This is a genomic window from Xanthomonas sp. LF07-6 (assembly GCF_034105445.1).
Classification (GTDB): domain Bacteria; phylum Pseudomonadota; class Gammaproteobacteria; order Xanthomonadales; family Xanthomonadaceae; genus Xanthomonas_A; species Xanthomonas_A sontii.
In genome coordinates this window covers 241,803-265,130 of the sequence record NZ_JAXGGI010000005.1, presented here as the reverse complement: position 1 = coordinate 265,130, position 23,328 = coordinate 241,803, and the positions used below count along the sequence as shown (strand labels likewise).

Annotated in this window: 21 protein-coding genes and 1 tRNA gene; 15 read left to right on the top strand and 7 right to left on the bottom strand. The window is 67.4% G+C overall.

Annotation, left to right across the window (positions count from 1 at the left end; all coding sequences use genetic code 11):
- Positions 1-373: 373 nt before the first annotated feature.
- Positions 374-748, bottom strand: a complete 375-nt coding sequence (locus SLW56_RS11310; RefSeq protein ID WP_017910617.1) for an Mth938-like domain-containing protein — start codon at positions 746-748, stop codon at positions 374-376.
- Positions 749-766: 18 nt separating this feature from the next.
- Entirely contained in the window at positions 767-1,072 is a 306-nt protein-coding gene (yhbY, locus tag SLW56_RS11305) for a ribosome assembly RNA-binding protein YhbY (protein WP_010341321.1), read from the bottom strand.
- Between the two features lie 66 nt (positions 1,073-1,138).
- On the opposite strand from yhbY, the gene rlmE reads away from it, so the two are divergent.
- From rlmE to SLW56_RS11230, 15 genes are all read left to right on the top strand, one after another.
- Positions 1,139-1,771 (top strand): 23S rRNA (uridine(2552)-2'-O)-methyltransferase RlmE, encoded by a 633-nt coding sequence (rlmE, locus tag SLW56_RS11300; protein ID WP_017910618.1) that lies wholly within the window; start codon positions 1,139-1,141, stop codon positions 1,769-1,771.
- Between the two features lie 71 nt (positions 1,772-1,842).
- On the top strand, positions 1,843-3,780 hold the full coding sequence (ftsH, locus tag SLW56_RS11295; RefSeq protein ID WP_320694845.1) for an ATP-dependent zinc metalloprotease FtsH: 1,938 nt from the start codon (positions 1,843-1,845) through the stop codon (positions 3,778-3,780).
- 278 nt (positions 3,781-4,058) lie between these two features.
- The gene (gene folP / locus SLW56_RS11290) at positions 4,059-4,964 is read left to right on the top strand and encodes a dihydropteroate synthase (protein ID WP_152236380.1); all 906 of its coding nucleotides are present in this window, start codon (positions 4,059-4,061) and stop codon (positions 4,962-4,964) included.
- Positions 4,964-5,914, top strand: a complete 951-nt coding sequence (miaA, locus tag SLW56_RS11285; protein ID WP_267099420.1) for a tRNA (adenosine(37)-N6)-dimethylallyltransferase MiaA — start codon at positions 4,964-4,966, stop codon at positions 5,912-5,914. The genes folP and miaA overlap by 1 nt, the downstream gene beginning before the upstream one ends.
- A 117-nt stretch (positions 5,915-6,031) precedes the next feature.
- Positions 6,032-6,307 carry an RNA chaperone Hfq gene (gene hfq, locus SLW56_RS11280; protein WP_010341316.1) on the top strand — a complete coding sequence of 92 codons (276 nt, stop codon included), beginning with the start codon at positions 6,032-6,034 and terminating at the stop codon, positions 6,305-6,307.
- A 26-nt stretch (positions 6,308-6,333) separates the two neighbouring features.
- On the top strand, positions 6,334-7,659 hold the full coding sequence (gene hflX / locus SLW56_RS11275) for a ribosome rescue GTPase HflX (RefSeq protein WP_320694844.1): 1,326 nt from the start codon (positions 6,334-6,336) through the stop codon (positions 7,657-7,659).
- A 166-nt stretch (positions 7,660-7,825) separates the two neighbouring features.
- The gene (locus SLW56_RS11270; RefSeq protein WP_017914255.1) at positions 7,826-8,320 is read left to right on the top strand and encodes a CinA family protein; all 495 of its coding nucleotides are present in this window, start codon (positions 7,826-7,828) and stop codon (positions 8,318-8,320) included.
- Between the two features lie 34 nt (positions 8,321-8,354).
- A complete protein-coding gene (ubiB, locus tag SLW56_RS11265; protein WP_267084398.1) occupies positions 8,355-10,031 on the top strand; it encodes a 2-polyprenylphenol 6-hydroxylase in 1,677 nt (558 codons plus the stop codon).
- A gap of 334 nt (positions 10,032-10,365) precedes the next feature.
- Positions 10,366-11,001 carry a transcriptional repressor LexA gene (gene lexA / locus SLW56_RS11260; RefSeq protein ID WP_017910626.1) on the top strand — a complete coding sequence of 212 codons (636 nt, stop codon included), beginning with the start codon at positions 10,366-10,368 and terminating at the stop codon, positions 10,999-11,001.
- Between the two features lie 196 nt (positions 11,002-11,197).
- Positions 11,198-12,235 carry a recombinase RecA gene (gene recA, locus SLW56_RS11255; RefSeq protein WP_017910627.1) on the top strand — a complete coding sequence of 346 codons (1,038 nt, stop codon included), beginning with the start codon at positions 11,198-11,200 and terminating at the stop codon, positions 12,233-12,235.
- 116 nt (positions 12,236-12,351) lie between these two features.
- Positions 12,352-12,846 (top strand): recombination regulator RecX, encoded by a 495-nt coding sequence (gene recX, locus SLW56_RS11250; RefSeq protein ID WP_017914259.1) that lies wholly within the window; start codon positions 12,352-12,354, stop codon positions 12,844-12,846.
- A gap of 106 nt (positions 12,847-12,952) precedes the next feature.
- Positions 12,953-15,604: an alanine--tRNA ligase gene (gene alaS / locus SLW56_RS11245; RefSeq protein ID WP_267102833.1), complete on the top strand. Its 2,652-nt coding sequence runs from the start codon at positions 12,953-12,955 to the stop codon at positions 15,602-15,604.
- Between the two features lie 136 nt (positions 15,605-15,740).
- Positions 15,741-15,953: a carbon storage regulator CsrA gene (csrA, locus tag SLW56_RS11240; protein ID WP_010341308.1), complete on the top strand. Its 213-nt coding sequence runs from the start codon at positions 15,741-15,743 to the stop codon at positions 15,951-15,953.
- A gap of 81 nt (positions 15,954-16,034) precedes the next feature.
- A tRNA-Ser gene (locus SLW56_RS11235) sits at positions 16,035-16,127 on the top strand.
- A gap of 812 nt (positions 16,128-16,939) precedes the next feature.
- Positions 16,940-17,494: a DUF3592 domain-containing protein gene (locus tag SLW56_RS11230; RefSeq protein ID WP_320694843.1), complete on the top strand. Its 555-nt coding sequence runs from the start codon at positions 16,940-16,942 to the stop codon at positions 17,492-17,494.
- Between the two features lie 191 nt (positions 17,495-17,685).
- Here SLW56_RS11230 and SLW56_RS11225 read toward each other — a convergent pair whose 3' ends face one another.
- From SLW56_RS11225 to SLW56_RS11205, 5 genes are all read right to left on the bottom strand, one after another.
- Entirely contained in the window at positions 17,686-18,252 is a 567-nt protein-coding gene (locus SLW56_RS11225; RefSeq protein WP_320694842.1) for a hypothetical protein, read from the bottom strand.
- 561 nt (positions 18,253-18,813) lie between these two features.
- Complete coding sequence (locus SLW56_RS11220; RefSeq protein WP_017914264.1) at positions 18,814-18,984, bottom strand: CsbD family protein; 171 nt, start codon at positions 18,982-18,984, stop codon at positions 18,814-18,816.
- 287 nt (positions 18,985-19,271) lie between these two features.
- Positions 19,272-19,823, bottom strand: coding sequence for a CPBP family intramembrane glutamic endopeptidase (locus tag SLW56_RS11215; protein WP_320694850.1), 552 nt, complete (start codon positions 19,821-19,823; stop codon positions 19,272-19,274).
- Positions 19,824-20,161: 338 nt separating this feature from the next.
- On the bottom strand, positions 20,162-22,297 hold the full coding sequence (gene glgX, locus SLW56_RS11210; protein ID WP_320694841.1) for a glycogen debranching protein GlgX: 2,136 nt from the start codon (positions 22,295-22,297) through the stop codon (positions 20,162-20,164).
- Positions 22,298-22,526: 229 nt separating this feature from the next.
- A complete protein-coding gene (locus tag SLW56_RS11205; RefSeq protein WP_320694840.1) occupies positions 22,527-23,228 on the bottom strand; it encodes a pirin family protein in 702 nt (233 codons plus the stop codon).
- Positions 23,229-23,328 lie beyond the last annotated feature (100 nt).

Below are 23,328 nucleotides of genomic sequence, written 5' to 3'. Positions count from 1 at the left end.
CCGCTACAACGGCAAGCCGGTCGACCCACTGCTGTATCTGCCGCCGAAGTAACCGGTTGCGTCGTTGCGCGGGCGGATCCCCGGCCCGGCGCAGCGCGCCGGGCGTTCGCCAACGGCGCAGCCCAGTGGGCCGCGCCGATGGCTCACACGGGGTGTCACCGTGCACGCATTCTTGTGTGGGAGGGGCTTCAGCCCCGACGCGCTGTGTTCGAATCGCGCGGCAAACGCCGCGCAGCGATCTACAAGAGACGACAGGAACGACAGGCGTCCTCTCTGCCTCGATCGCATGTTGTCCGCGGCGCGGCCAGGCCGTGGCTGAGGCCGCTGAGGTCAACGATCAGGAGGTCGCAGTGCCCGGCCCGCGACGCCTGGCTCAGCCTTCGAGCAGAAACCCCACCGCCACGCGCCGGCCTTCGGCGGCCAGCACGTTGTAGGTGCGCGCCGCAGCGGCATTGTTCATCACCTCGATGCCGATGCCGCGGGTCAGGAACAGCGCCATCACCGCCGCGGCGGGAAACACCTGGCGTTCGCCGGTGCCGAGGATCACCAGAGCCGGGTTGAGCTCCAGCAGCGGCTGCAGATGTTGCGGCTGCAGGTCGCCGGCCGGCGGGGCCTGCCAGTCCTCGACCAGGGTGTCCGGCGCGAGGACAAAGCTGCGGGTCAACAGCCGGTCGTTCACCTTGGCCTGGCGGCCGTCGGCCATGCGCAGGGCATAGGCGTAGTCGGGCAGGTCCTGGGTCAGTTGCATGAGGTCACCGGAGCGCGCTCAGGCGCGCGGCAGCACGATCTGCCGGTCTTCCTTGGCCGGGCGATACAGGATCGCGGTATGGCCGATGCGCTGCACCAGCACGCTGTGCGACTGCTCCACCAGGCTGCCGATGGCGGCGTCGCGGGCCTCGCGGTCGTCGCCGCCAACCTTCACCTTGACCAGTTCGTGGCGCTCCAGCACCTCGTCCAGTTCGGCCAGGAAGGCCGGGGTGACGCCCTTGCTGCCGATCTGCAGCAGGGGTTTGAGGTCGTGGGCCAGGCCGCGCAGGAAGCGGTTCTGGGCCGAGGTCAGGCTGATCGACATGCAGGTGGGAGCAGGGTTGGCAAGGGCGATCAGGGTATCATGGCCGCCCCTCCCGACCGTGCGTCCATGGCCACCCGCAGCAAAAGCAGCCAACGCTGGCTCCGCGAACATTTCGCCGACCCCTTCGTGAAGAAGGCCCAGGCCGAAGGCATGCGCTCGCGCGCGGCCTATAAGCTCGAGGAACTGCTGCAGCGCGACAGGCTGCTCAAGCCGGACATGGTGGTGGTCGATCTCGGCGCCGCGCCGGGCGGCTGGTCGCAGCAGGTGCGCAAGTCGATGGGCGACCGCGGTCGCGTGCTGGCCCTGGACATTCTGGAGATGCCGCCGCTGGCCGGCGTGGAGTTCCTTCACGGTGACTTCAGGGAGGACGCGGTGCTATCGCAATTCGAGGCCATGCTGGGCGATACCCCGGTGGACCTTGTGCTGTCGGATATGGCCCCCAATAAGAGCGGAATGGATGCGGTCGACCAGCCGCGGATGATGCATCTGGCGGAATTGGCGATGGCGTTCGCCGACAGCCACCTGAAGCCGAACGGCGCGTTCCTGATCAAGCTGTTCCAGGGCGTGGGGTTCGACGACTACATCCGCGACATGCGCCGCCGCTATGAGAAGGTGACCATCCGCAAGCCGGCCGCGTCGCGCAAGCGCTCGCCGGAGGTCTACGCCCTCGGACAGGGCAAGCGCGCCCAGATCAAGTAAGCTGAACGCAAGGCTGAATCCGCAATGCCACGCATCGAGACAGAGTTGAAGGGACACCGGAGCCAATGAGGATGAACGACTTGACCAAGAATCTGCTGTTGTGGGTAGTCGTTGCCGTCGTGCTGATGGTGGTGTTCCAGAGCTTCTCGCCGCGGCTCGCCGGCGGCGCGGGCACTGACACCGTGACCTACTCCCAGTTCCTGAAGGACGTGGACGCCGGGCGGGTGAAGTCGGTCGATTTCACCGACGCCACCAACCTGTCGGTCAACGCGATCCGCTTCAAGCGCGCCGACGGCAGCGAGGGCTCGGTGTACGGCCCGAGCGACGGCAAGCTGATCGACGTGCTGTACAGCAAGAACGTGGACATCACCCGGCAGAAGCCCGACAACGGTCCGGGCTTCTGGTCGCTGGTGCTGAACTTCCTGCCGGTCATCCTGATCATCGGCTTCTGGCTGTTCATCATGCGCCAGATGCAGGGCGGCGGCGGTGGCGCCAAGGGCGCGATGTCCTTCGGCAAGTCGCGCGCCAAGCTGCAGGGCGAGGACCAGATCAAGATCACCTTCGCCGACGTCGCCGGCTGCGACGAGGCCAAGGAAGAGGTCGGCGAACTGGTCGACTTCCTGCGCGATCCGACCAAGTTCACCAAGCTCGGCGGCAAGATCCCCCGCGGCGTGCTGATGGTCGGCCCGCCGGGCACCGGCAAGACCCTGCTGGCCAAGGCCATCGCCGGCGAGGCCAAGGTGCCGTTCTTCAGCATCTCCGGTTCGGACTTCGTGGAAATGTTCGTCGGCGTCGGCGCCAGCCGCGTGCGCGACATGTTTGAGCAGGCCAAGAAGCATGCGCCGTGCATCATCTTCATCGACGAAATCGATGCGGTCGGCCGCCATCGCGGCGCCGGCCTGGGCGGCGGTCACGACGAGCGCGAGCAGACCCTCAATCAGTTGTTGGTGGAGATGGACGGCTTCGAGGGCGGCGAGGGCGTGATCGTGATCGCCGCGACCAACCGTCCGGACGTGCTGGATCCGGCGCTGCTGCGCCCGGGCCGCTTCGACCGCCAGGTCGTGGTGGGCCTGCCGGACGTGCGCGGCCGCGAGCAGATCCTCAAGGTGCACATGCGCAAGCTGCCGCTGGCCGACGACATCGAGCCGATGGTGATCGCGCGCGGCACGCCGGGCTTCTCCGGCGCCGACCTAGCCAATCTGTGCAACGAGGCGGCCCTGTTCGCCGCGCGGGAGTCGGTCAAGGAAGTGCGCATGGACCACTTCGACCGTGCCCGCGACAAGATCCTGATGGGTGCCGAGCGTCGTTCGATGGCCATGAGCGAGGACGAGAAGACGCTCACCGCCTACCACGAAGCCGGCCACGCCATCGTCGGCCGCCTGGTGCCCGAGCACGACCCGGTCTACAAGGTCACGATCATCCCGCGCGGCCGCGCGCTGGGCGTGACCATGTATCTGCCGGAAGGCGACAAGTACTCGATGAACCGTGTGGCGATCGAGTCGCAGTTGTGCTCGCTGTACGGCGGCCGCGTGGCGGAGGAACTGATCTTCGGTACCGACAAGGTCACCACTGGCGCGTCCAACGACATCGAGCGCGCGACCAAGATGGCGCGCAACATGGTCACCAAGTGGGGCCTGTCCGACGAGCTGGGGCCGATCGCCTACGGCGAGGAGGACGACGAAGTGTTCCTGGGCCGTTCGGTGACCCAGCACAAGAGCGTCTCCGACGACACCGCGCGTCGCATCGACGAAGTGGTGCGGTCGATCCTCGACAAGGCGTATGCGAAGACCACGCAGATCCTCACCGAGAATCTGGACAAGCTGCACACCATGTCGCAGCTGCTGCTGCAGTACGAGACCATCGACGCGCCGCAGATCGAGGCGATCATGGAAGGCCGCGATCCGCCGCCGCCGATGGGCTGGAACAAGTCCGGCAAGGACGGCGGCAACAACGACAAGGGCAATTCGCGTCCGCTGCCGCCGATCGCCGGGCCTGCCGAGCAGGTGTAAGCGCAGGAGCGCCCTTCAAGCGCCGAAAAGCCAGGGAGCGATCCCTGGCTTTTTTATTGGCGGCGGTGCGGGGCCGGTCGCATCGGCTCATGCCGACTCGCCGCCTGGGTGCGCGTGGGCGACAATGGCACTGCGCTGGCCGCAGGTTGCTGCGTCGATGCGGTGTGCCGCGGAAACGTCGCGCACGCCGCTGCCGCCATGCGTGTGTCGCGGATGCCGCATGGCGCTGCGCAGCGCCATTCCGCCGCCCGCCACGGCCACTACCAGGAGACTCACCGATGTTCGACACCTCGCCCAGCCTGCAGTGCGGCGCCCACCGGCTGCTGCTCGATCGCCCGCGGGTGATGGGCATCGTCAATGTCACCCCGGATTCGTTCTCCGACGGGGGCGCCCACGCCAGCGTGGACGCGGCGGTGGCGCACGGCCTGCGCCTGGCCGGGGAGGGCGCCGACGTGCTGGACATCGGCGGCGAGTCGACCCGTCCGGGCGCGACGCCGGTGCCGGTGGAAGAAGAACTGCGGCGGGTGATTCCGGTGATCGAGCGGCTGGCCGCGCAGACCGCGCTGCCGCTGAGCGTGGACACCTTCAAGCCGGAGGTGATGCGCGCCGCGGTCGCGGCGGGCGCCGGCATGATCAACGACGTGCAGGCCCTGCGCCAGCCCGGCGCACTGGACGCTGCCGCGGAACTGGGGGTGCCGGTGGTGCTGATGCACATGCCCGCCGATGCCTATGCCGCCGGCAGCGCGCCCGGCTACGACGACGTGGTCGGCGAGGTGCACCGGTTCCTGGCCGAGCGCATCTTCGCCGCGGAGATGGCCGGCATCGACAAGCGACGCATCCTGGTCGACCCGGGCTTCGGCTTCGGCAAGAGCACCGCCGACAACCTGCAGTTGCTGGCCCAGTTGGCGCGGTTGGTCGAGCTGGGCGTGCCGGTGCTGGCCGGCTTGTCGCGCAAGCGCAGCATCGGCGAGCTGACCGGGCGCGAGGCGCCGGAGCAGCGGGTGGCCGGCTCGGTCGCCGCGCATCTGCTGGCTGCACAGCGCGGTGCCGCGCTGCTGCGCGTGCACGACGTCGCTGCCACCGTCGACGCGCTAAAGGTCTGGCAGGCGCTGCAGGCCGTGCCGTTGCCGCGCGCCGCCACAGCGTCGGCCGCGGCGACGATCCGCTGGCCGGACGAGGACTGATGGCGGCCGACCGGCGCCCGCGCGCGATCGCGCTGATGGGCCCGACCGCCTCGGGCAAGACCGCCGCGGCGATCGCCCTGGCCGAACGTTGCGGCGGCGAGATCGTCAGTGTCGATTCGGCGCTGGTCTACCGTGGCCTGGACATCGGCGCGGCCAAGCCAGATGCCGCCGAGCGCGCGCGGGTGCCGCACCATCTGCTGGACCTGCGCGATCCCTGGCAGACGTATTCGGCGGCCGAATTCGCCGCCGACGCGCGCGCCGCGCTGGAGGCGATCGTGGCCCGCGGCCGCCTGCCGATCCTGGCCGGCGGCACCGGCCTGTACTTCCAGGCGCTGCTGGAAGGGTTGGCGCCGATGCCGGCGGCCGACCCGCAACTGCGCGCGGCGCTGACCGCGCAGGCGCATGCCGAGGGTTGGGCGGCATTGCACGCGGAACTGCAGCGGATCGATCCGTCGGCCGCGCAGCGCATCCGTCCCGGCGACGCGCAGCGCATCCAGCGTGCGCTGGAGGTGTACCGGCTCAGCGGCCGGCCGATCAGTGCCTGGCAGGCGGACCCGGGTCCGCCGCGGCTGCCGCTGCGGGTGCTGAAGCTGGTGCTGGCGCCGGCCGAGCGCAGTGTGCTGCACGGGCGCATCGAGGCCCGCTTCGACGCGATGCTGGGGCAGGGCTTCCTCGACGAAGTGCGCGCCTTGCGCGCGCTGCCCGGGATGCAGGCGGTGGCGCAGCCGCTGGCGCTGCCGGCGGTGCGTGCGGTCGGCTACCGTCAGGCCTGGGAGTACCTGGACGGCGTCGGCGATGCGGCGGACTTCCGTGTCCGCGCCATCGCCGCCACCCGGCAGCTGGCCAAGCGCCAGCTCACCTGGCTGCGCGGCGAGCAGGATGCGCGCTGGTTCGACCCCGCGCGCGACGCCGGGCGCCTGCAGGCGGCCCTGGACGCCTTCCTCGGCTGATCGGGCGCCGCCGCGCTGTGCTGGCGCCCGCGGTTGTGTAACATCGACGTTCCGGACCACGGCAGGGGAGCTGCAGTGCCGTCCCGGACAATAAAAACAATAATTTGGGAGTGAAGCATGTCCAAGGGGCAATCCTTGCAGGATCCTTTCCTCAACGCGTTGCGTCGCGAACGGGTCCCTGTCTCGGTGTATCTGGTCAACGGCATCAAGCTGCAGGGCACGATCGAGTCGTTCGATCAGTTCGTGGTCCTGCTGCGCAATACCGTCAGCCAGATGGTCTACAAACACGCCATTTCCACCGTGGTGCCGGCGCGCAACGTGCGCGTGGGACCGGGCGGCGGCTATGTGCAGCAGAACGAAGGTGGCAGTGCGGGTGATGATGAAGTCGAGTAGTACCGTAACGAAGTGCGGAGCCGCGGGTGTTTGATCGGTCCCGCCGCGGCGAACATGCACTGCTGATCCAGCCCTACGCGGGCGGTCCGTTGGAAGACGATGTGCTGGAGGAGTTCGCCGACCTGGCGCGCTCGGCCGGTGCCAGCATCGCCGCTACCGTGACTGCGCGCATCGACAAGCCGAGTCCGGCGACGCTGATCGGCAGCGGCAAGCTGGAAGAGGTCAAGGCCGCCGCCGACGCCAGCGGTGCCGACCTGGTTCTGGTCAACCACGCGCTCAGCCCCGGCCAGGAGCGCAACCTGGAGAAATACCTGGAGCGGCGCGTGATCGACCGCACCGGGCTGATCCTGGACATCTTCGCCCAGCGCGCGCGCAGCCACGAAGGCAAGCTGCAGGTCGAACTGGCCCAGTTGCGGCACATGGCCACCCGGCTGGTGCGCGGCTGGACCCACCTGGAGCGCCAGCGCGGCGGTTCGATCGGCCTGCGCGGCCCCGGCGAAACCCAGCTGGAAACCGATCGCCGCCTGCTGCAGAAGCGTGTGGAGCAGTTGCAGAAGCGGCTGGAGAAGGTCGAGGTGCAGCACACCCAGATGCGCCGTGCGCGGGTGCGCAGCGAGCTGCCGCGGATCGCGGTGGTGGGCTACACCAACGCCGGCAAGTCGACCCTGTTCAACGCGCTGACCGGCGCCGAAGCCTACGCCGCCGACCAGTTGTTCGCGACCCTGGACCCGACCGTGCGGCGCATCGTGCTGCCCGGCGGCAACGCGATGCTGGCCGATACCGTCGGCTTCGTGCGCAATCTGCCGCACGAACTGGTGGCGGCGTTCCGCTCGACCCTGTCCGAGGCGCGCGAGGCAGATCTGCTGCTGCACGTGGTCGACGCCGCCGATCCGCTGCGCGAGGAGCGCATCGCCCAGGTCGACGAGGTGCTGCACGCGGTCGGCGCCGGCGAACTGCCGCAGTTGCTGGTGTTCAACAAGATCGACCGCATCGAGGGCGCCGAGGTGCGTCACGATGCGCAGGACGGCGTGCCGGACACGGCGCGGCGCGAGCGGGTGTGGATCTCCGCGCGCGACGGGCGCGGCCTGGACCTGCTGCAGCACGTGCTCGGCCAGCGCCTGGGCCTGCGCCACGTGCAGGGCAGCCTGCGCCTGCCGCCGAGCGCCGGGCGCCTGCGCTCGCAATTGCACCAGTTGCAGGTGATCCGCAGCGAGCAGGCCGACGAGGACGGCTGGCTGCTGCAGGTGGACATCCCGATCACCGAGGCCGAGCGCCTGGCCGCCGCGGCCGACGGCGCGCCGATCCGCGCGCTGCTGCCGCCGCGCGAGCAGGAGGAGTGGCAGCAGCGCTGAGTGCCGCGTCGACGCTGGCGTCGGCACGCTCGACGCCGATGGGCGGGCCGGCGTGGTCGCGGCCCATGCGCGGCGTTGGCTGACGGCCGGCCATCCGCCGGCACGCGCAGGCGCGACAGCCACGGCGAATTGGGCTACAAAGCGCACTGGTTTCCCGAGCTGTGCCATGACGCTTCCCACCGATTCGGATCTGCTGCAACAGGCCACCGCGCTCAGCGATCGCTTGCGCACCGCGCGCGAGCGCCTGGTCACCGCCGAAAGCTGCAGCGGCGGCTGGATCGCCAAGGTGATGACCGACGTCGCCGGGTCTTCGGCCTGGTTCGACTGCGGCATCGTCGCCTACAGCTACGAGGCCAAGCAGGCCTTGCTGGGCGTGCGTCCGCAGACGCTGGAGCATCATGGCGCGGTCAGCCGGGAGACGGTGATCGAGATGGTGTCCGGGGCGCTGGTCAATTCCGGCGCCAGCGTCGCGGTCGCGGTGACCGGCATCGCCGGGCCGGGCGGCGGCTCGGCGGACAAGCCGGTCGGCAGCGTCTGGTTGGGCTGGAAGCGCCGCGGCGGCTATGCCAGCGCGCAATTGTTCCAGTTCCCGGGCGACCGCGACGCGGTGCGCCGGCAGACCGTGGCGGCGGCCCTGCGCGGCCTGGACGCGTTGCTGTGATCGTGGCCGCGCGCCTTCCCCGAGGATGAGCGCGATGTGGGAGGCGTTGAGCACCGTCCGCGACCTGGGACGCCTGCAGGAAATCGCCTCGGTGCTGATCCGCTACGGGTTCGGCGACGTGGTCCGGCGCATCGGCATGGCCGACGTGCTGGAGCGCGCCGGGCGCCTGCTGCACTGGCACAACGCCGAGGAGATGCTGCGCATGTCGGCCCCGCAGCGGGTGCGGCGCGCCCTGCAGGATCTCGGCCCGACCTTCGTCAAGCTGGGCCAGGTGCTGGCCACGCGCGTGGACCTGCTGCCGCCGGAGTGGATCGACGAACTGGGCGAACTGCAGAACGCCGCGCCGGCGCTGGACTACCCGCAGATCCTGCCGCAGCTGATCGAGGCGCTCGGCGAGGCGCCGACGGCGATCTTCGCCGAGGTCGAGGAAACCCCGCTGGCCGCCGCCTCGCTGGCGCAGACCCATCGCGCCCGGCTGCACGACGGCACCGCCGTGGTGATCAAGGTGCGCCGCCCCGGCATCCGCGAGGTGATCGAGGCCGACCTGCGATTGCTGGCGCGGCTGGCGGAGATCGTCGAAGCGCGCGCGCCGGACCTCAAGCGCTATCACCCGGCCGCGGTGGTGCACCAGTTCACCCTGTCGCTGCGCCGCGAGCTGGATTTCGCCGGCGAATGCCGCAATGCCGAGCGCATCGCGGCCAACTTCCAGGGACACGACGAGATCGTGATCCCGCGGGTGCACTGGCAGTGGACCTGCGAAACGCTCAACGTGCAGGACTTCGTCGACGGCATCGGCGGCCGCGACCTGGCCGCGGTCGACGCCGCCGGCCTGGACCGTCGCCAACTGGCGCGCATCGGGGCCGACATCGTGCTGAAGATGGTGTTGGAGGACGGCTGTTTCCACGCCGATCCGCATCCGGGCAACATCTTCTACCTGCCCGGCGAGCGCATCGCGGTGATCGACTTCGGCATGGTCGGGCGCATTTCCGAACAGCGCCGCTACCAGGTGGTGCAACTGCTGCACGGGCTGGTCACCCAGGACGCCGAGGCGGTCGCCGACATCCTGCTGGAGTGGACCGACGGCGAAGTCGAGGTCGACGAGGCGCGCCTGCACCTGGAAATCGCCGCCTTCGTCGACCAGTACCGCGGCGTGCCACTGAAGGACCTGCGGGTCGGTGCGATGCTCGGCGACGTCACCGCGCTGCTGCGCCAGCACGCGCTGGCGCTGCCGGCCGACCTGGCGCTGATGATCAAGACCTTCCTGACCCTGGAAGGGGTCGGGCGCCAGCTCGATCCGGACTTCGACATGGCCGGCGCCGCCGCCCCGTACCTGGAGCGGGTGATGCTGCAGCGGTTCGCGCCGCGGGCGATGGCCAGGCGCGGCCGCCGCACCGTGCTGGGCGCGCTGGAACTGCTCGGCGACCTGCCGCGCGACACGCGCCGGCTGCTGCAGGCGGCGCGGCGCGGGCGCCTGCAGTTGAACGTGGAGACCGGCTCGCTGAAAGGCTTCGGCGACCAGGTCAACCGCGCCGCCAACCGCCTGACCATGGGCATCGTCACCGCCGCGCTGATCATCGGCTCGTCGATCGTGATGAACAGCGTCGGCGGCATTTCCAGCCGCTGGCTGCTGGCGATCGGCGTCTGCGGCTTCGTCGGCGCGGCACTGTCGGGGGTGTGGATCCTGTTCTCGATCTGGCGCAGCGGGCGCTGAGCGCGGCGCATGCTCTCGAGCACGATCTGCCGGAAGCTGCGAGGCGGCTGGTCCGCAGGCAGCGCCCCGCTTCACAGGAGTGTCGGCGCGCAAGCGATCCCTTGTGGGAGGGGCTTCAGCCCCGATGCGATGCACTCGAATCCCCCGGTACACATCGCACTGACGCTATGCGGGATCCCAAAAGACCTCCAGGATCAGAAGCCTCGCGCCTGCCGACGACGGCATTGGGGGCGGTCGCGCGGAGCATCCATCACTGGCGGCAGCGAAGCGCGCCGGCACTCCAGACCCACGCGCCAGTTGCTCGCCAGCTAATTTAGTAGTATTACTACTAACCATGGACCTGACCGAAACCCAGCAGGCGATCCTCGACCTGATCGCCGAGCGCATCGAACACGACGGCGTGCCGCCGTCGCAGACCGAGATTGCCCGTGCCTTCGGCTTCAAAGGCGTGCGCGCGGCCCAGTACCACCTGGAAGCGCTCGAACAGGCCGGCGCGATCCGCCGGGTGCCCGGGCAGGCGCGCGGCATCCGCCTGCTGGGTGGGGCGGCCGCTCCGGCCCCCGCGCCGCAGGTGGACAGCGCCGACGTGCTGCGCCTGCCAGTACTCGGACGTGTCGCCGCCGGCCTGCCGATCGGCGCGGACATCGGCTCCGACGACTTCGTGGTGCTGGACCGGGTGTTCTTCTCGCCGGCACCGGACTACCTGCTGAAGGTGCAGGGCGATTCCATGCGCGACGAAGGCATCTTCGACGGCGACCTGATCGGCGTGCACCGCACCCGCGACGCCCGCTCCGGGCAGATCGTGGTGGCGCGCATCGACGAGGAGATCACGGTCAAGCTGCTGAAGATCGGCAAGGACCGCATCCGCCTGCTCCCGCGCAACCCGGACTATGCGCCGATCGAGGTGCTGCCGGACCAGGAGTTCGCCATCGAAGGCCTGTACTGCGGCCTGCTGCGCCCCAACCGCTGATGCCGCGCGTGGAGCAGGGCATGCACTACAGCGCCGGCCGGACTTTTCCGACCCCGGATATCGCCATTCGCCGCTGCCGTCGCCCGGTCCGGACGAATTATTTTCATCTCGCCACGCACTGTCTCAGTCCGTGCGATACCAGGCCCTTACATTGACCTCACTCCGCAAATCCTCCTCACCTTCCAAGGACACCACAATGGACGAGAACAAGAAGCGCGCGCTCGCCGCCGCCCTGAGCCAGATCGAGAAGCAGTTCGGCAAGGGCTCGGTGATGCGGATGGGCGATCGCGTCATCGAAGCGGTGGAAGTGATCCCGACCGGCTCGCTGATGCTGGACATCGCGCTGGGCATCGGCGGCCTGCCGAAGGGCCGCGTGGTCGAGATCTACGGTCCGGAATCCTCGGGCAAGACCACCCTGACCCTGCAGGCCATCGCGCAGTGCCAGAAGAACGGCGGCACCGCCGCGTTCATCGACGCCGAGCACGCGCTGGACCCGATCTACGCCGCCAAGCTGGGCGTCAACGTCGACGAGCTGCTGCTGTCGCAGCCGGACACCGGCGAGCAGGCGCTGGAAATCGCCGACATGCTGGTGCGCTCGGGCTCGGTGGACATCGTGGTGGTCGACTCGGTCGCCGCGCTGACCCCCAAGGCCGAAATCGAAGGCGAGATGGGCGACCAGTTGCCGGGCCTGCAGGCGCGTCTGATGAGCCAGGCGCTGCGCAAGCTCACCGGCAACATCAAGCGCTCCAACACCCTGGTGGTGTTCATCAACCAGTTGCGCATGAAGATCGGCGTGATGATGCCGGGCCAGAGCCCGGAAACCACCACCGGCGGCAACGCGCTGAAGTTCTACGCCTCGGTGCGCCTGGACATCCGCCGCATCGGCGCGATCAAGAAGGGCGACGAGATCATCGGCAACCAGACCAAGATCAAGGTCGTCAAGAACAAGCTGGCGCCGCCGTTCAAGCAGGTCGTCACCGAAATCCTCTACGGCGAGGGCATCAGCCGCGAGGGCGAACTGATCGACATGGGCGTGGAAGCCAAGTTGGTCGAGAAGGCCGGTGCCTGGTACAGCTACGGCAGCGAGCGCATCGGCCAGGGCAAGGACAACGCCCGCGGTTACCTGCGCGACAACCCGCAGGTCGCGGCCAAGCTGGAAAGCGAGCTGCGCGAGAAGTTCCAGCCCACGGAAATCGCCCCGAGCGAGGCCGAGGCGGAAGACGACGACGCGTAATGGTTTTCTGCCGGGGGAGCGGTGGAGTCAGTGCCGCTCGTCTCCCTCGGCAGTCTTGAGCAAGCCAGGAGGGCGCGCGCCAGGGACGGCGCATTTTGAATGGGGTGGCATCGCCCATGAGCGACGAACAGGCACAAGAAGCACCACGTCGGCGTCGCCGGCAACCGGAACAGACGCCGCTGCAGAAGGCGCTGGGTCTGCTGGTGCGGCGCGAGCATTCGCGCAAGGAGCTGACCCGCAAGCTGCGTGCGCGTGGCGTGGAAGCCGACGCCGCCGCGGAGGCAGTGGAACGCCTGAGCGGCGAGGGCTGGCAGGACGACGGGCGCTTTGCCGAACTGCTGGTGCGCAGCCGCGCCGGGGCAGGGTATGGCCCGCTGCATATCCGTGCCGAGCTTGGGACCCACGGCCTGGACAGTGAGGCCATCGCCACCGCGATGGGGGCCTTCGAGGGCGACTGGACCGAAAACGCGCGCGATCTGGTCCGGCGCCGCTTCGGTACTGCCGGGGCGATGGACCTGCCGCAGCAGCGCAAGGCCGCCGATCTGCTGGCGCGGCGCGGTTTCGATGGGGACAGCATCCGCGCCGCGGTGCGCGACGCTGCGGAGGACTGAGCGGGCCGGGCCTGCTACCCTTGGCGAGTTGTCTTGTCCGGTTTCCGTGGCGCCCTCATCTACGAGGGAGCGCCAGGACGCCCGTCCGCTCGTCTATAGCCAGCCCATGAACGCACCCGCCAAATTCTCCACCTCCCAGATCCGCAGCGACTTCCTCGACTTCTTCAAGGGCAAGGGCCATACCATCGTGCCGTCCGCACCGCTGGTGCCCGGCAACGATCCGACGCTGCTGTTCACCAATTCCGGCATGGTGCAGTTCAAGGACGTGTTCCTCGGCGCCGAGAAGCGCAGCTATGTGCGCGCGGCGGACGTGCAGCGCTGCCTGCGCGCCGGCGGCAAGCACAACGACCTGGATTCGGTCGGCTACACCGCGCGCCATCACACCTTCTTCGAGATGCTCGGCAACTGGTCGTTCGGCGACTACTTCAAGAAGGACGCCATCGCCTGGGCCTGGGAGCTGCTGACCCAGGTCTGGAAGCTGCCGGCCGAGCGCCTGCTGGTCACCGTCTACCATACCGACGACGAGGCTTACGGCCTGTGGCGCGACATGATCGGCGTGCCCACCGAGCGCATCGTGCGCATCGGCGACAACAAGGGCGCGCCCTACGCGTCGGACAACTTCTGGCAGATGGCCGACACCGGCCCCTGCGGCCCGTGCACCGAGATCTTCTACGACCACGGCGCGCACATCGCCGGCGGTCCGCCGGGGTCGCCCGACGAGGATGGCGACCGCTTCATCGAGATCTGGAACCTGGTGTTCATGCAGTTCGACCGCCAGCCCGACGGCACCCTGGTGCCGCTGCCGGCCCCCTGCGTGGACACCGGCATGGGCCTGGAGCGCCTGGCCGCGATCCTGCAGCACGTGCACACCAACTACGAGATCGACCTGTTCCAGACGCTGATCCGAAAGGCCTCCGAGCTGACCGGCACCGCCGACCTGGAGAACAAGTCGCTGCGCGTGATCGCCGACCACATCCGTGCCTGCGCGTTCTTGATCGTCGACGGCGTGCTGCCGTCCAACGAGGGCCGCGGCTACGTGCTGCGCAGGATCATTCGCCGCGCCCTGCGCCATGGCTGGATGCTCGGCGTGCGCCAGCCGTTCTTCAGCAAGCTGGTGCCGACCCTGGTGGAGCTGATGGGCGAGGCCTATCCGGAGCTGGCCGCCGCCCAGGACACCGTGCTGCGCGCCCTGCAGGCCGAGGAAGAGCGTTTCGCCGAAACCCTCGATGCCGGCATGAAGATCTTCGAGGACGTCGCCGCCAAGGCGCAGGGCGGGATCATCGCCGGCGAGGACGCCTTCCGCCTGTACGACACCTACGGCTTCCCGTTGGACCTGACCCAGGACATCGCCCGCGAGCGCGATCTGCGCGTGGACGAGCAGGGCTTCGAGACGGCGATGGACGAGCAGCGCCGACGCGCGCGCGAAGCCGGCAAGTTCGGCGGCGGCGTGCAGTTGCCGGCGGACCTGGTGGCGACGCTGGCCCCGACCGTGTTCCTGGGGTACGACAGCCTGCAGGCCGACGGCCTGCGCGTGGTCGCCCTGCTCAAGGACGGTCGCCCGGTGCAGTCCGCCCAGGCCGGCGACGCGGTGATCGTACTGACCGACAAGACCCCGTTCTATGCCGAATCCGGCGGCCAGGTCGGCGATCTCGGCACACTGACTGCCGCCGGCATCCGGGTGACGGTCACCGACACGCAGAAGTTCGCCGGCCAGTTCCATGGCCACGTCGGCACCCTGGAAGAAGGCAGCCTGAAGCTCGGCGACGTGCTCGCCGGTGAGGTCGATGCCGAGCGCCGCGGCGCCACCATCCTCAATCACTCGGCGACGCACCTGCTGCATGCGGCCCTGCGCGAGGTACTGGGCACCCACGTCCAGCAGAAGGGCTCGCTGGTGGCGCCGGATCGGCTGCGCTTCGACTTCTCGCACTTCCAGCCGATCGTGGCCGAGGAACTGGCACTGATCGAGCGCAAGGTCAACCAGCAAGTCCGCGCCAACAACGCCGCCGAAGTGCACCAGATGGGCATGCAGGAAGCGCTGGACTTCGGCGCAATGGCGCTGTTCGGCGAGAAGTACGGCGAGCGCGTGCGCGTGCTCAAAATGGGCGACTACTCCACCGAACTGTGCGGTGGCACGCACGTCGGCCGGACCGGCGACATCGGCCTGTTCAAGATCACCAGCGAAGGCGGCGTCTCCGCCGGCGTGCGCCGCATCGAGGCGGTGACCGGGCAGGGCGCGCTGGACTACGTGGCGGCCGAGGAGGCCCGGCTGCGCGAGGCGGCCGACCTGGTCGGCGGCAACAGCCACGACGTGGTCGACAAGATCCGTCAGCTCGGCGACCGCTACAAGCGCCTGGAACGCGAACTGGAGGCGCTGAAGGCCAAGCTGGCGTCAGGCGCCACCGCCGACCTGGCCGGATCAGCGGTCGACGTGGCCGGTGTAAAGGTCCTCGCCGTGCGACTGGAAGGCTTCGATGCCAAGGCCCTGCGTGAGGCGATGGACCGTCTGAAGCAGCAGCTGGGCGATAGCGTGATCGTCCTGGCCGGCGCCAGCGAGGGCAAGGTCGCCCTGGTCGCCGGCGTGAACGGCAGCCCAATGGGACGGGTCAAGGCCGGGGAACTGTTGAGCCATATCGCCGGTCAGATCTCGGGCAAGGGCGGCGGCCGCCCGGACCTCGCCCAGGGTGGTGGCGAGGACGGGCCCGCCCTTGCCCCTGCACTCGCCGGCGTCCCCGCCTGGGTCAAGCAACATCTCCCCTGAACATCCGAACGCCGCGCCTTGCTGGCAGGGCGCGGCTTCCCGTAACATCACCCCTCTTTTCACTTTCATTATGGGGCGTGCCGCAGCGCGGGCGCCGTGCCGGTGAGGCCCACCGGTTCCCTGGAGAATTCTAAAAATGTTGATCCTGACTCGCCGGGTAGGCGAAACCTTGATGATCGGCGATTCGGTCACCGTGACGGTGCTTGGGGTCAAGGGCAATCAAGTGCGTATCGGCATCACCGCGCCGAAGGACGTTGCGGTGCATCGCGAAGAGATCTACCAGCGCATCCAGCGCGGCGACGAGCCGAACTCCCACGGCGGCGGTCACGGCGATCAATCTGCCGATTGATGCGTCGAAAGGGTTTACCTGAGACCCCACAACCCGGTATTCTTCGCGCCCGGTCGCGGAATATCCGCAGCGCAGAAATCCGGAGTGATGCCCGAGTGGCTGAAGGGGCTCCCCTGCTAAGGGAGTATAGGGTCAAAAGCTCTATCGAGGGTTCGAATCCCTCTCACTCCGCCAGTGTCAAGGAAACGCCCGCAAATCAAGGATTTGTGGGCGTTTTTCTTTTTCGCCACCTTGGACGCTCGCTTGGACACTTCCATGCGAGTAGCGCACTACCTCACGCGCGGCGAGACCGGCCGCTACTACGTTCGTCTGCGCGTTCCTGCTGACCTGTAGAAACAGTTCGGGCGCAAAGTCTTCAGTGCAGCACCGACGTGATGTGCAACGGCGTCGTGCTGCTCCAGCGATGTCATGCTTGCCTCCGCGCGTCAGCATGGTGGCACGTGAGCGCTGACGCGCCTTGCAGGAGTTCGAGCAGACGGTATCGCGCATGTCTGTGCTCAAGGAGCCGGTGACGAGCGTAGCGCCCGTGACGTGTTGCATGACGAAGCTTGGAGCCTGTTGCTGCGTTCAAGCTTCCCGTGGGCAGCCGCCGTGGGCCGTGGAGGATGAAGGCGAGGGCCATCGCTGCCACGCAATGTCATCAATCGCGTAGAGCCAAATCCTGTTTCAGGCAGCGCGGCAGCCATCCTGCCGGTATTGATCGGCCGTCTCTCCGCGGTGTGCCCTTGTTGACGATGTCGCAAGTCAGGTCGCGCTACTGCGTTTGCTTTCCGAGTTCATCTGGACACGCGCGATGACAGTGGCAAGTGTGTGCTGCAGTGCTGCTTCATGTCGCTTTCCAGCGACGCAGTGGGGCTACTCATCTTCCGCCCGTCGCGTGTCGCGGTTGCAGGCTTCGCTCAGCAAAGGTTGACGCGACGCCTCATTGGGATCGAAGTGCTTGAGCCAGGAGGCAGGACGCCTACGGTGTCATTGAGTTGCAGGGGATGGGCGATCCATCGATTGATTCCCATGCGCTGTCACGAAAAAATGTGCGTCGTCGCTGGATCGCGACGTTTCCTTCTTGCTCTGGTATCGAGATGCAGTCACACAAGATCCGCTTCATCATCATCGCGTTGCTTTGCCTTGGCGTCACGATCGCCAGCGCTGTCACTTTTTTCAGCAGGCCTGCGGCAGTGCCGACACATTTGGCTGAAGCCGATGGGACGGTCGAAAAGGTCGACGCAACGCAGCGAAAGGGACGGCTTCAAAGCGTCAACTTCACCCTTGCGACCGGAGGCGATGCATTCGAGTACTCCAGTGTGCTGCCTGGCATCGATGCGGTGTGGGGTCGTCTCAAGGTGGGATCGCCGGTTCACGTCACCTTCGACGATGCGGACAGCAAGCGATCCATCTGGGGAATGCGCTTGGGCGATGACGTGGTCGTCACGCCTGAGCAGGCGCTCCAGGCACGGCGCAAGAATGGCCGGTTTGGTGCCATGATCGGACTGATTGCTTTGCTTGGAGCGGGATACTTTCTGCATCGTGCTCGCAAGGCGTAGAAAGGCGGCCCTGACAGTCTCGGCGCCGCAGCGGCGCGCCGCCGAGTCTTGATCTGCCAACAAGAAAGACAAGCTGGACCAGTGGTCTTCGGCAAGAAACACGTTTTGCCGTGTTTCTGTTGCGGGCGGGCACGGGGAGCGGCCGCCTAACGCCGGAAATGGCGTTGGCGGCGCTGTGCAGGGCGCTTTCTTCAGCTGTCCGTGTCGAGGGTCATCATGATGTGGATGATTCTTCCATGTTCAAGCTGAAACGAGAGGCGCTTGTTTTTGGTCTCATAGGAGCGCCAGTGCTGGCCATCGCTGTCATCCGTCGTGCCTTGGCCATAGGTGTTGATCAGCACATTCTGCGTGTCGCCGATCGCGATACCTCTAGCCGTTCTGATCGCGGGTACGTTGATGGTGATCTGCGCAATGATGTAGCTGTCAATGTCGCGTTGCTCTTTTTGCCAGGAGAGGTTCGCCGTATAGATGTCAAACCCGGCATAGCGATGCTGGTAGTACTTGTAGCTTGTCTCCCCGGCGGGCACGTCTCCTACAAAACTCTCGCTGATCTGGGTGCCTGCCTGCGTCCTAGTTTGTTCGCTCCAGCGTTCACCCAGGGCGAAAGAGTGGTTGTTGATGGATACGGCGAAGTCGCTTTCGGTCATTTCGACAGGTGCTGCGCGAGCTGCTGCCGCAGCAGTCATATCCGCCTGGGTGGCAGGAAGCAGCAGGAGAAGCAAGAACGCTGCTCTTCTGGGGGAGGTAATCGTGTGCATCGATGCTTTGAGTGGGGGCGGAAACATCAGGGGCGTGTGCGTGGTCGGGAGCCTGTACACATCCGGGGTTGTCAGATCACACGTTGTATTGCGCATCGGCGAGTTTGTTGCGATGCAGGCGTAACGTGAGTGTCAGTATGGTGGGATGCATCGAGCGGCGCCATCGCTTCCGGACTGGCATGCACCAAGCGACGTCAGGGTGGTGCCTTCGCAACAGTTCGGCGTCGATCTGATCGGGCGTGTAGTTGACTGTTTGCGGGTCGATCCGAGTCCACAGTGCGCAGCGCATCGGGTCGTTTGGGATGCGCCTGGCAGCGCTGTCGGCAAACCGCTCCTGGATGTGCCGTGTTCCATCGCCTTGCTGTCGAGGACGGTGCCGTGGCAGCTTATTGAACGCTGTAATGCGTCTCGCTACTCCAGTCCACCCGTTGGTCATTGCGGAGGCCTGTGTGCACCCCGTGGAGCTGCGCATCAGGCGAATCGACAGCGAGTCGGCGAGGTGCAGGTCGCTCGCAACAACTCCCCTGCCATTGGCGGCAGGGGAGCACGAGAACTTGGAACTCAGCCGCGCGCGTGGTCGCGCGCCTTGCCCACTTCACTCTGTACCTTGCCGGCGTTCTTCTGCATCTTGCCTTCGACTTCCTTCAGCTTGTTGCCGGTGACCTTGCCGGCGACTTCCTTGATGGTGCCCTTGATCTGGTTCTTGGCGCCTTCGGTGCGATTCTTGTCCATCGTTGACTCCGCAGTAGGGATGCCCTCAAGTGGGCATGGCCAAACTGCGCGCAGGCCGGTGGCGTGCAAGTGAAAATTGAGCGGGCGTGCGCTCGATCATTTAGGTAGCGGACGGGTTGTATGCCGAAGCCTGTAGCGGCGATCGCGCGTCCCGTTCGGGCTGAGCGCGCTTGGTGCTTTTACAGCGGGAACATGAGCACCGCGACACGTCCTTCGTCTGTCTGCTGGCGGCGACGGTGTGGTCCGCATAGGTGCGCCGAGTGGCGACCCTCGACTGCGCTGCGCGCTCAGTACCAGCCCAGATACAGGGTAGTCACGCCCCAGGTGTCGATCAGACCATGCGCGAGGATCATCGCCCACAGGTTGCGTCTGGAGCGCAGATAGGCATATCCGAACATCGTGCCGACCACGCCGGTCAGCAGGATGCCGGAGGCGCCTTGCGCGGCGTGCATCAGGCCGAACACCACACCACCGGTCAGTGCGGCGATCCAGCGGCCGCCGCGCAGACGGCCCAGCAGCGCATCGAGCTGGTGCATGAGGAAGGCGCGGAACACCAGTTCTTCGCCGAGCGCCGCGCTCAGCCACGCCGCGCCGATCAGATGGGTCGTCGCCTGGACGTTGCCCTTGAGCGCGCCGTAGGCGCTGTAGTCGGTCTTGTGTCCGGTGATGGTGTCGATCAGCGGTTGCAGCACCGGTGTGATGAAGCCGACGGTCAACAACACGAGCAACGCGGTCCAGCCGATCACGGACACCAGGCGAGGGCGCGCCACGCCGCACGCGAGGGATGAGCGCGTTTCGATCCATACCAAGGAGAGACCGAGCAGGCCGACCACGGGCATGCGCCACGGAAATGGGAGCCACGCATAGAACGCCAGCGCAAGGATCGCGGCGCTGAGCGCGATGCGCAGCAGCGGGTGACGCATGAAGGAGGTGTTGGACGTGGCGTGGATGTCGCCTTGCGCGGAGTGCTGCATGCCTGGCCTGGAAGGAAGCGGGCATTTAGCCTAGCGAGCATGCGCCATCGAGCACTGTGCCAAAGGCCATGTAGACCAATGCAATGCGGCGCGTCGTAGGGAGCGTGCAGATGCCTGCATTACGTCGCCAGCGGCAAGCGCTGGCGACGTAATGCAGGCGCGGACGCGTCAGTCCGCGTGCAATCCGAAGTGGCGAGTGGCGACTATGCGCGCGCCGTCTGACACTCGAACACGCTGATGCTGCGCGGCGGCGCCAGGAACTCGCTGGCACCGGCCGGCATGCTGTCGACCTGCAGCGCGTCGTCGGTGGACAGCACCAGCTTCCAGTGCAATTCCTCTTCCGAAGACGGCAGCACGAAGCTGACGCCCTCGTGGTAGGCGTTGATGACGATCAGCAAGGTGTCGTCGTTGGCCAGCTCCCTGACGCCGGACGTTTGCGCCTTGCCTTCCAGCAGCAGGCCGACCGAGCGCGCGCCGACGTCGCTCCAGTGCGCTTCGTCCATCTCGGTGCCGCCGGGGTTGAGCCAGGTCAGGTCGCGCACGCCCGCTTCTTCGTTGTACTGGCCGTTGAGGAAGCGGCCACGGGTCAGGATCGGGTAGCGCTGGCGCAGCGCACTCAGCGCCTTGACGAAGGCGGTAAGGCGGCCCTCGGTGGGGTCGCGCTCCCAGTCGATCCAGGTGATGTCGTTGTCCTGGCAGTAGGTGTTGTTGTTGCCGCCCTGGGTTTGCGCGCGTTCGTCGCCGGCGAGCAGCATCGGCGTGCCCTGCGCGAGTAGCAGCGTGGCCAGCAGATTCTTCATCTGCCGCTCGCGCAGTTGCAAGATACCGGCGTCGTCGGTCTCGCCTTCGGCGCCGTAGTTGCAGGAGCTGTCGTGGTCCGAGCCGTCGCGGTTGTCCTCGCCGTTGGCCGCGTTGTGCTTTTCGTTGTAGCTGACCAGGTCGTGCAGGGTGAAGCCGTCGTGTGCGGTGATGAAGTTCACCGAGGCCCACGGTCGGCGCCCGCGGCGATCAAACAGGTCGGCCGAGCCGGTGAAGCGGGTGGCGAATTCGGCCAGCTTGCCTTCGTCGCCCTTCCAGAACGCGCGGGCGTTGTCGCGGAACTTGTCGTTCCATTCCGACCAGCCGGGCGGGAAGTGGCCGACTTGGTAGCCGCCCGGGCCGCAGTCCCATGGCTCGGCGATCAGCTTGACCTGCGACAGCAGCGGATCCTGGTTGCAGGCGTCGAGGAAACCGCCGCGCTGGTCGAAGCCGGTGGGTTCGCGGCCGAGGATGGTGGCCAGATCGAAACGGAAGCCGTCCACGTGCATCTCGCCGGCCCAGTAGCGCAGCGAGTCGTTGACGAACTGGATCACCCGCGAGTTGCTCAGGTTGAGCGTGTTGCCGGTGCCGGTGTCGTTGATGTAGTAGCGCTTGTCCTCGGCCAGCCGGTAGTAGCTGGCATTGTCGATGCCGCGGAAGGAGAGGGTGGGGCCCAGCTCGCTGCCTTCGGCGGTGTGGTTGTAGACCACGTCGAGGATCACCTCCAGGCCCTGGCGGTGCAGCGCCTTGACCATGTCGCGGAACTCGTCGCGGTGGCCGCTGGCCAGGTAGCGCGACTTGATCGCGAAGAAGCCGAGCGTGTTGTAGCCCCAGTAGTTGCGCAGGTCCTTGTCGAGCAGGTGCTGATCGTCGAGGTAGGCGTGGACCGGCAGCAGTTCCACCGCGCTGACGCCCAGTTCCTTGATGTAGCGCAGCACCGGCTCCTGGGCCAGCCCGGCGCAGGTGCCGCGCACATCGTCCGGCACCTGCGGGTGGCGCATGGTGTAGCCGCGCACGTGGGTCTCGTAGACCAGGGTCTCGCTCCACGGCGTCATCAGGCGCTGGTCGTCCTCCCAGTCGTAGGTGTCCTCGACCACGACGCACTTGGGCATGAACGGCGCACTGTCGCGCTCGTCGAAACTGAGGTCGCCGTCCGGGTGGCCGACCGTGTAGCCGTACAGTTCGTCGGCCCAGATCAGGTCGCCCTCGAGTTCGCGCGCGTACGGGTCCAGCAGCAGCTTGTTGGGATTGAAGCGGTGGCCTTCGCTGGGTTCATAGGGGCCGTGCACGCGATAGCCGTAGCGCTGGCCGGGCTTCACGTCGGGCAGGTAGCCGTGCCAGATTTCGTTGGTGTATTCGGGCAGGTCCAGGCGCGTTTCGGTGCCGGCCTCGTCGAACAGGCACAGTTCCACGCGCGTGGCATGCGCCGAGAACAGCGCGAAGTTGGTGCCCTGGCCGTCGAACACGGCGCCGCGGGGGAAGGGGCGCCCTTCGCGGATGCGCGAGGGGGTGGCATAGGCGGCGCTGGTCGGGTGGCGCATCGGCAGGCTCTCGGCCGGCACGCCGGCAGTAGGGGAGGGAGAGCGGAAGCATTGACGTGGAGGCCGTGCAGGACGCGTTACGGGGTGCCGAGGATGGCGTGAGGATGCGGGCATTGCCGCGAATGCAGCGACCCACGCAGCGACGCCGTGGCGCCGCTGCGTGGGCGGATTTCGCGAAACCGTCGCGGCCCGGTCCAGTGGGCCGCGGGCGCGACCTGGCCTGACCTGCTCAGCGCGGCAGGTCGAACAGCAGGAACTCGCTGTCCTGGGCATCGGCGAACTGCAGGCTGGCCTCGTCGACCGCCTGGACCGCGTCGCCGGCCTGCAGGGTCTGTCCATTGACGCTCAGCGTGCCGCGCACCACCTGCACGTAGGCGCCGCGCCCGGCCGCCAGCGGGTAGTCCAGGCGCGCATCACCGTCGAGGATCGAGGCGTAGATGCGCGCGTCCTGATGGATGCGCACCGCACCGTCCTCGCCCTGCGGGGCGGCGATCAGGCGCAGCTGGCCGCGCTTGCTGTCCGGGGCGAAGTGCTTCTCCTCGTAGCCCGGATCGATCCCGGCGCGCTCGGGCATCACCCAGATCTGCAGGAAGTGCACGGGCTCGCTGGCGGAGTGGTTGAACTCGCTGTGGGTGACCCCGGAGCCGGCGCTCATGCGCTGCACGTCGCCGTAGCGCAGCACCGAGCCGTTGCCCATGCTGTCCTTGTGCTCCAGCGCGCCCTCGATCACGTAGGAAAGGATCTCCATGTCGCGATGGGCGTGGGTGCCGAAGCCCTGGCCCGGCTGCACGCGATCCTCGTTGATCACCCGCAGCGGCCCAAAGCCCATGTGGCGCGGGTCGTGGTAGTGGCCGAAGGAGAAGGTGTGGCGCGAGGACAGCCAGCCGTGTTCGGCGCGGCCACGGGTATTGGCGGGGCGGATCTGCAGCATGGGAGGCTCCTTGGTGGCATTGATGTGCAAGTGGATCGAAAGCGCCGGTCGGGTTGGCTTCGCCTGCGCTTCGGCTTGGAAACAAGTATCGGCGCTGTCG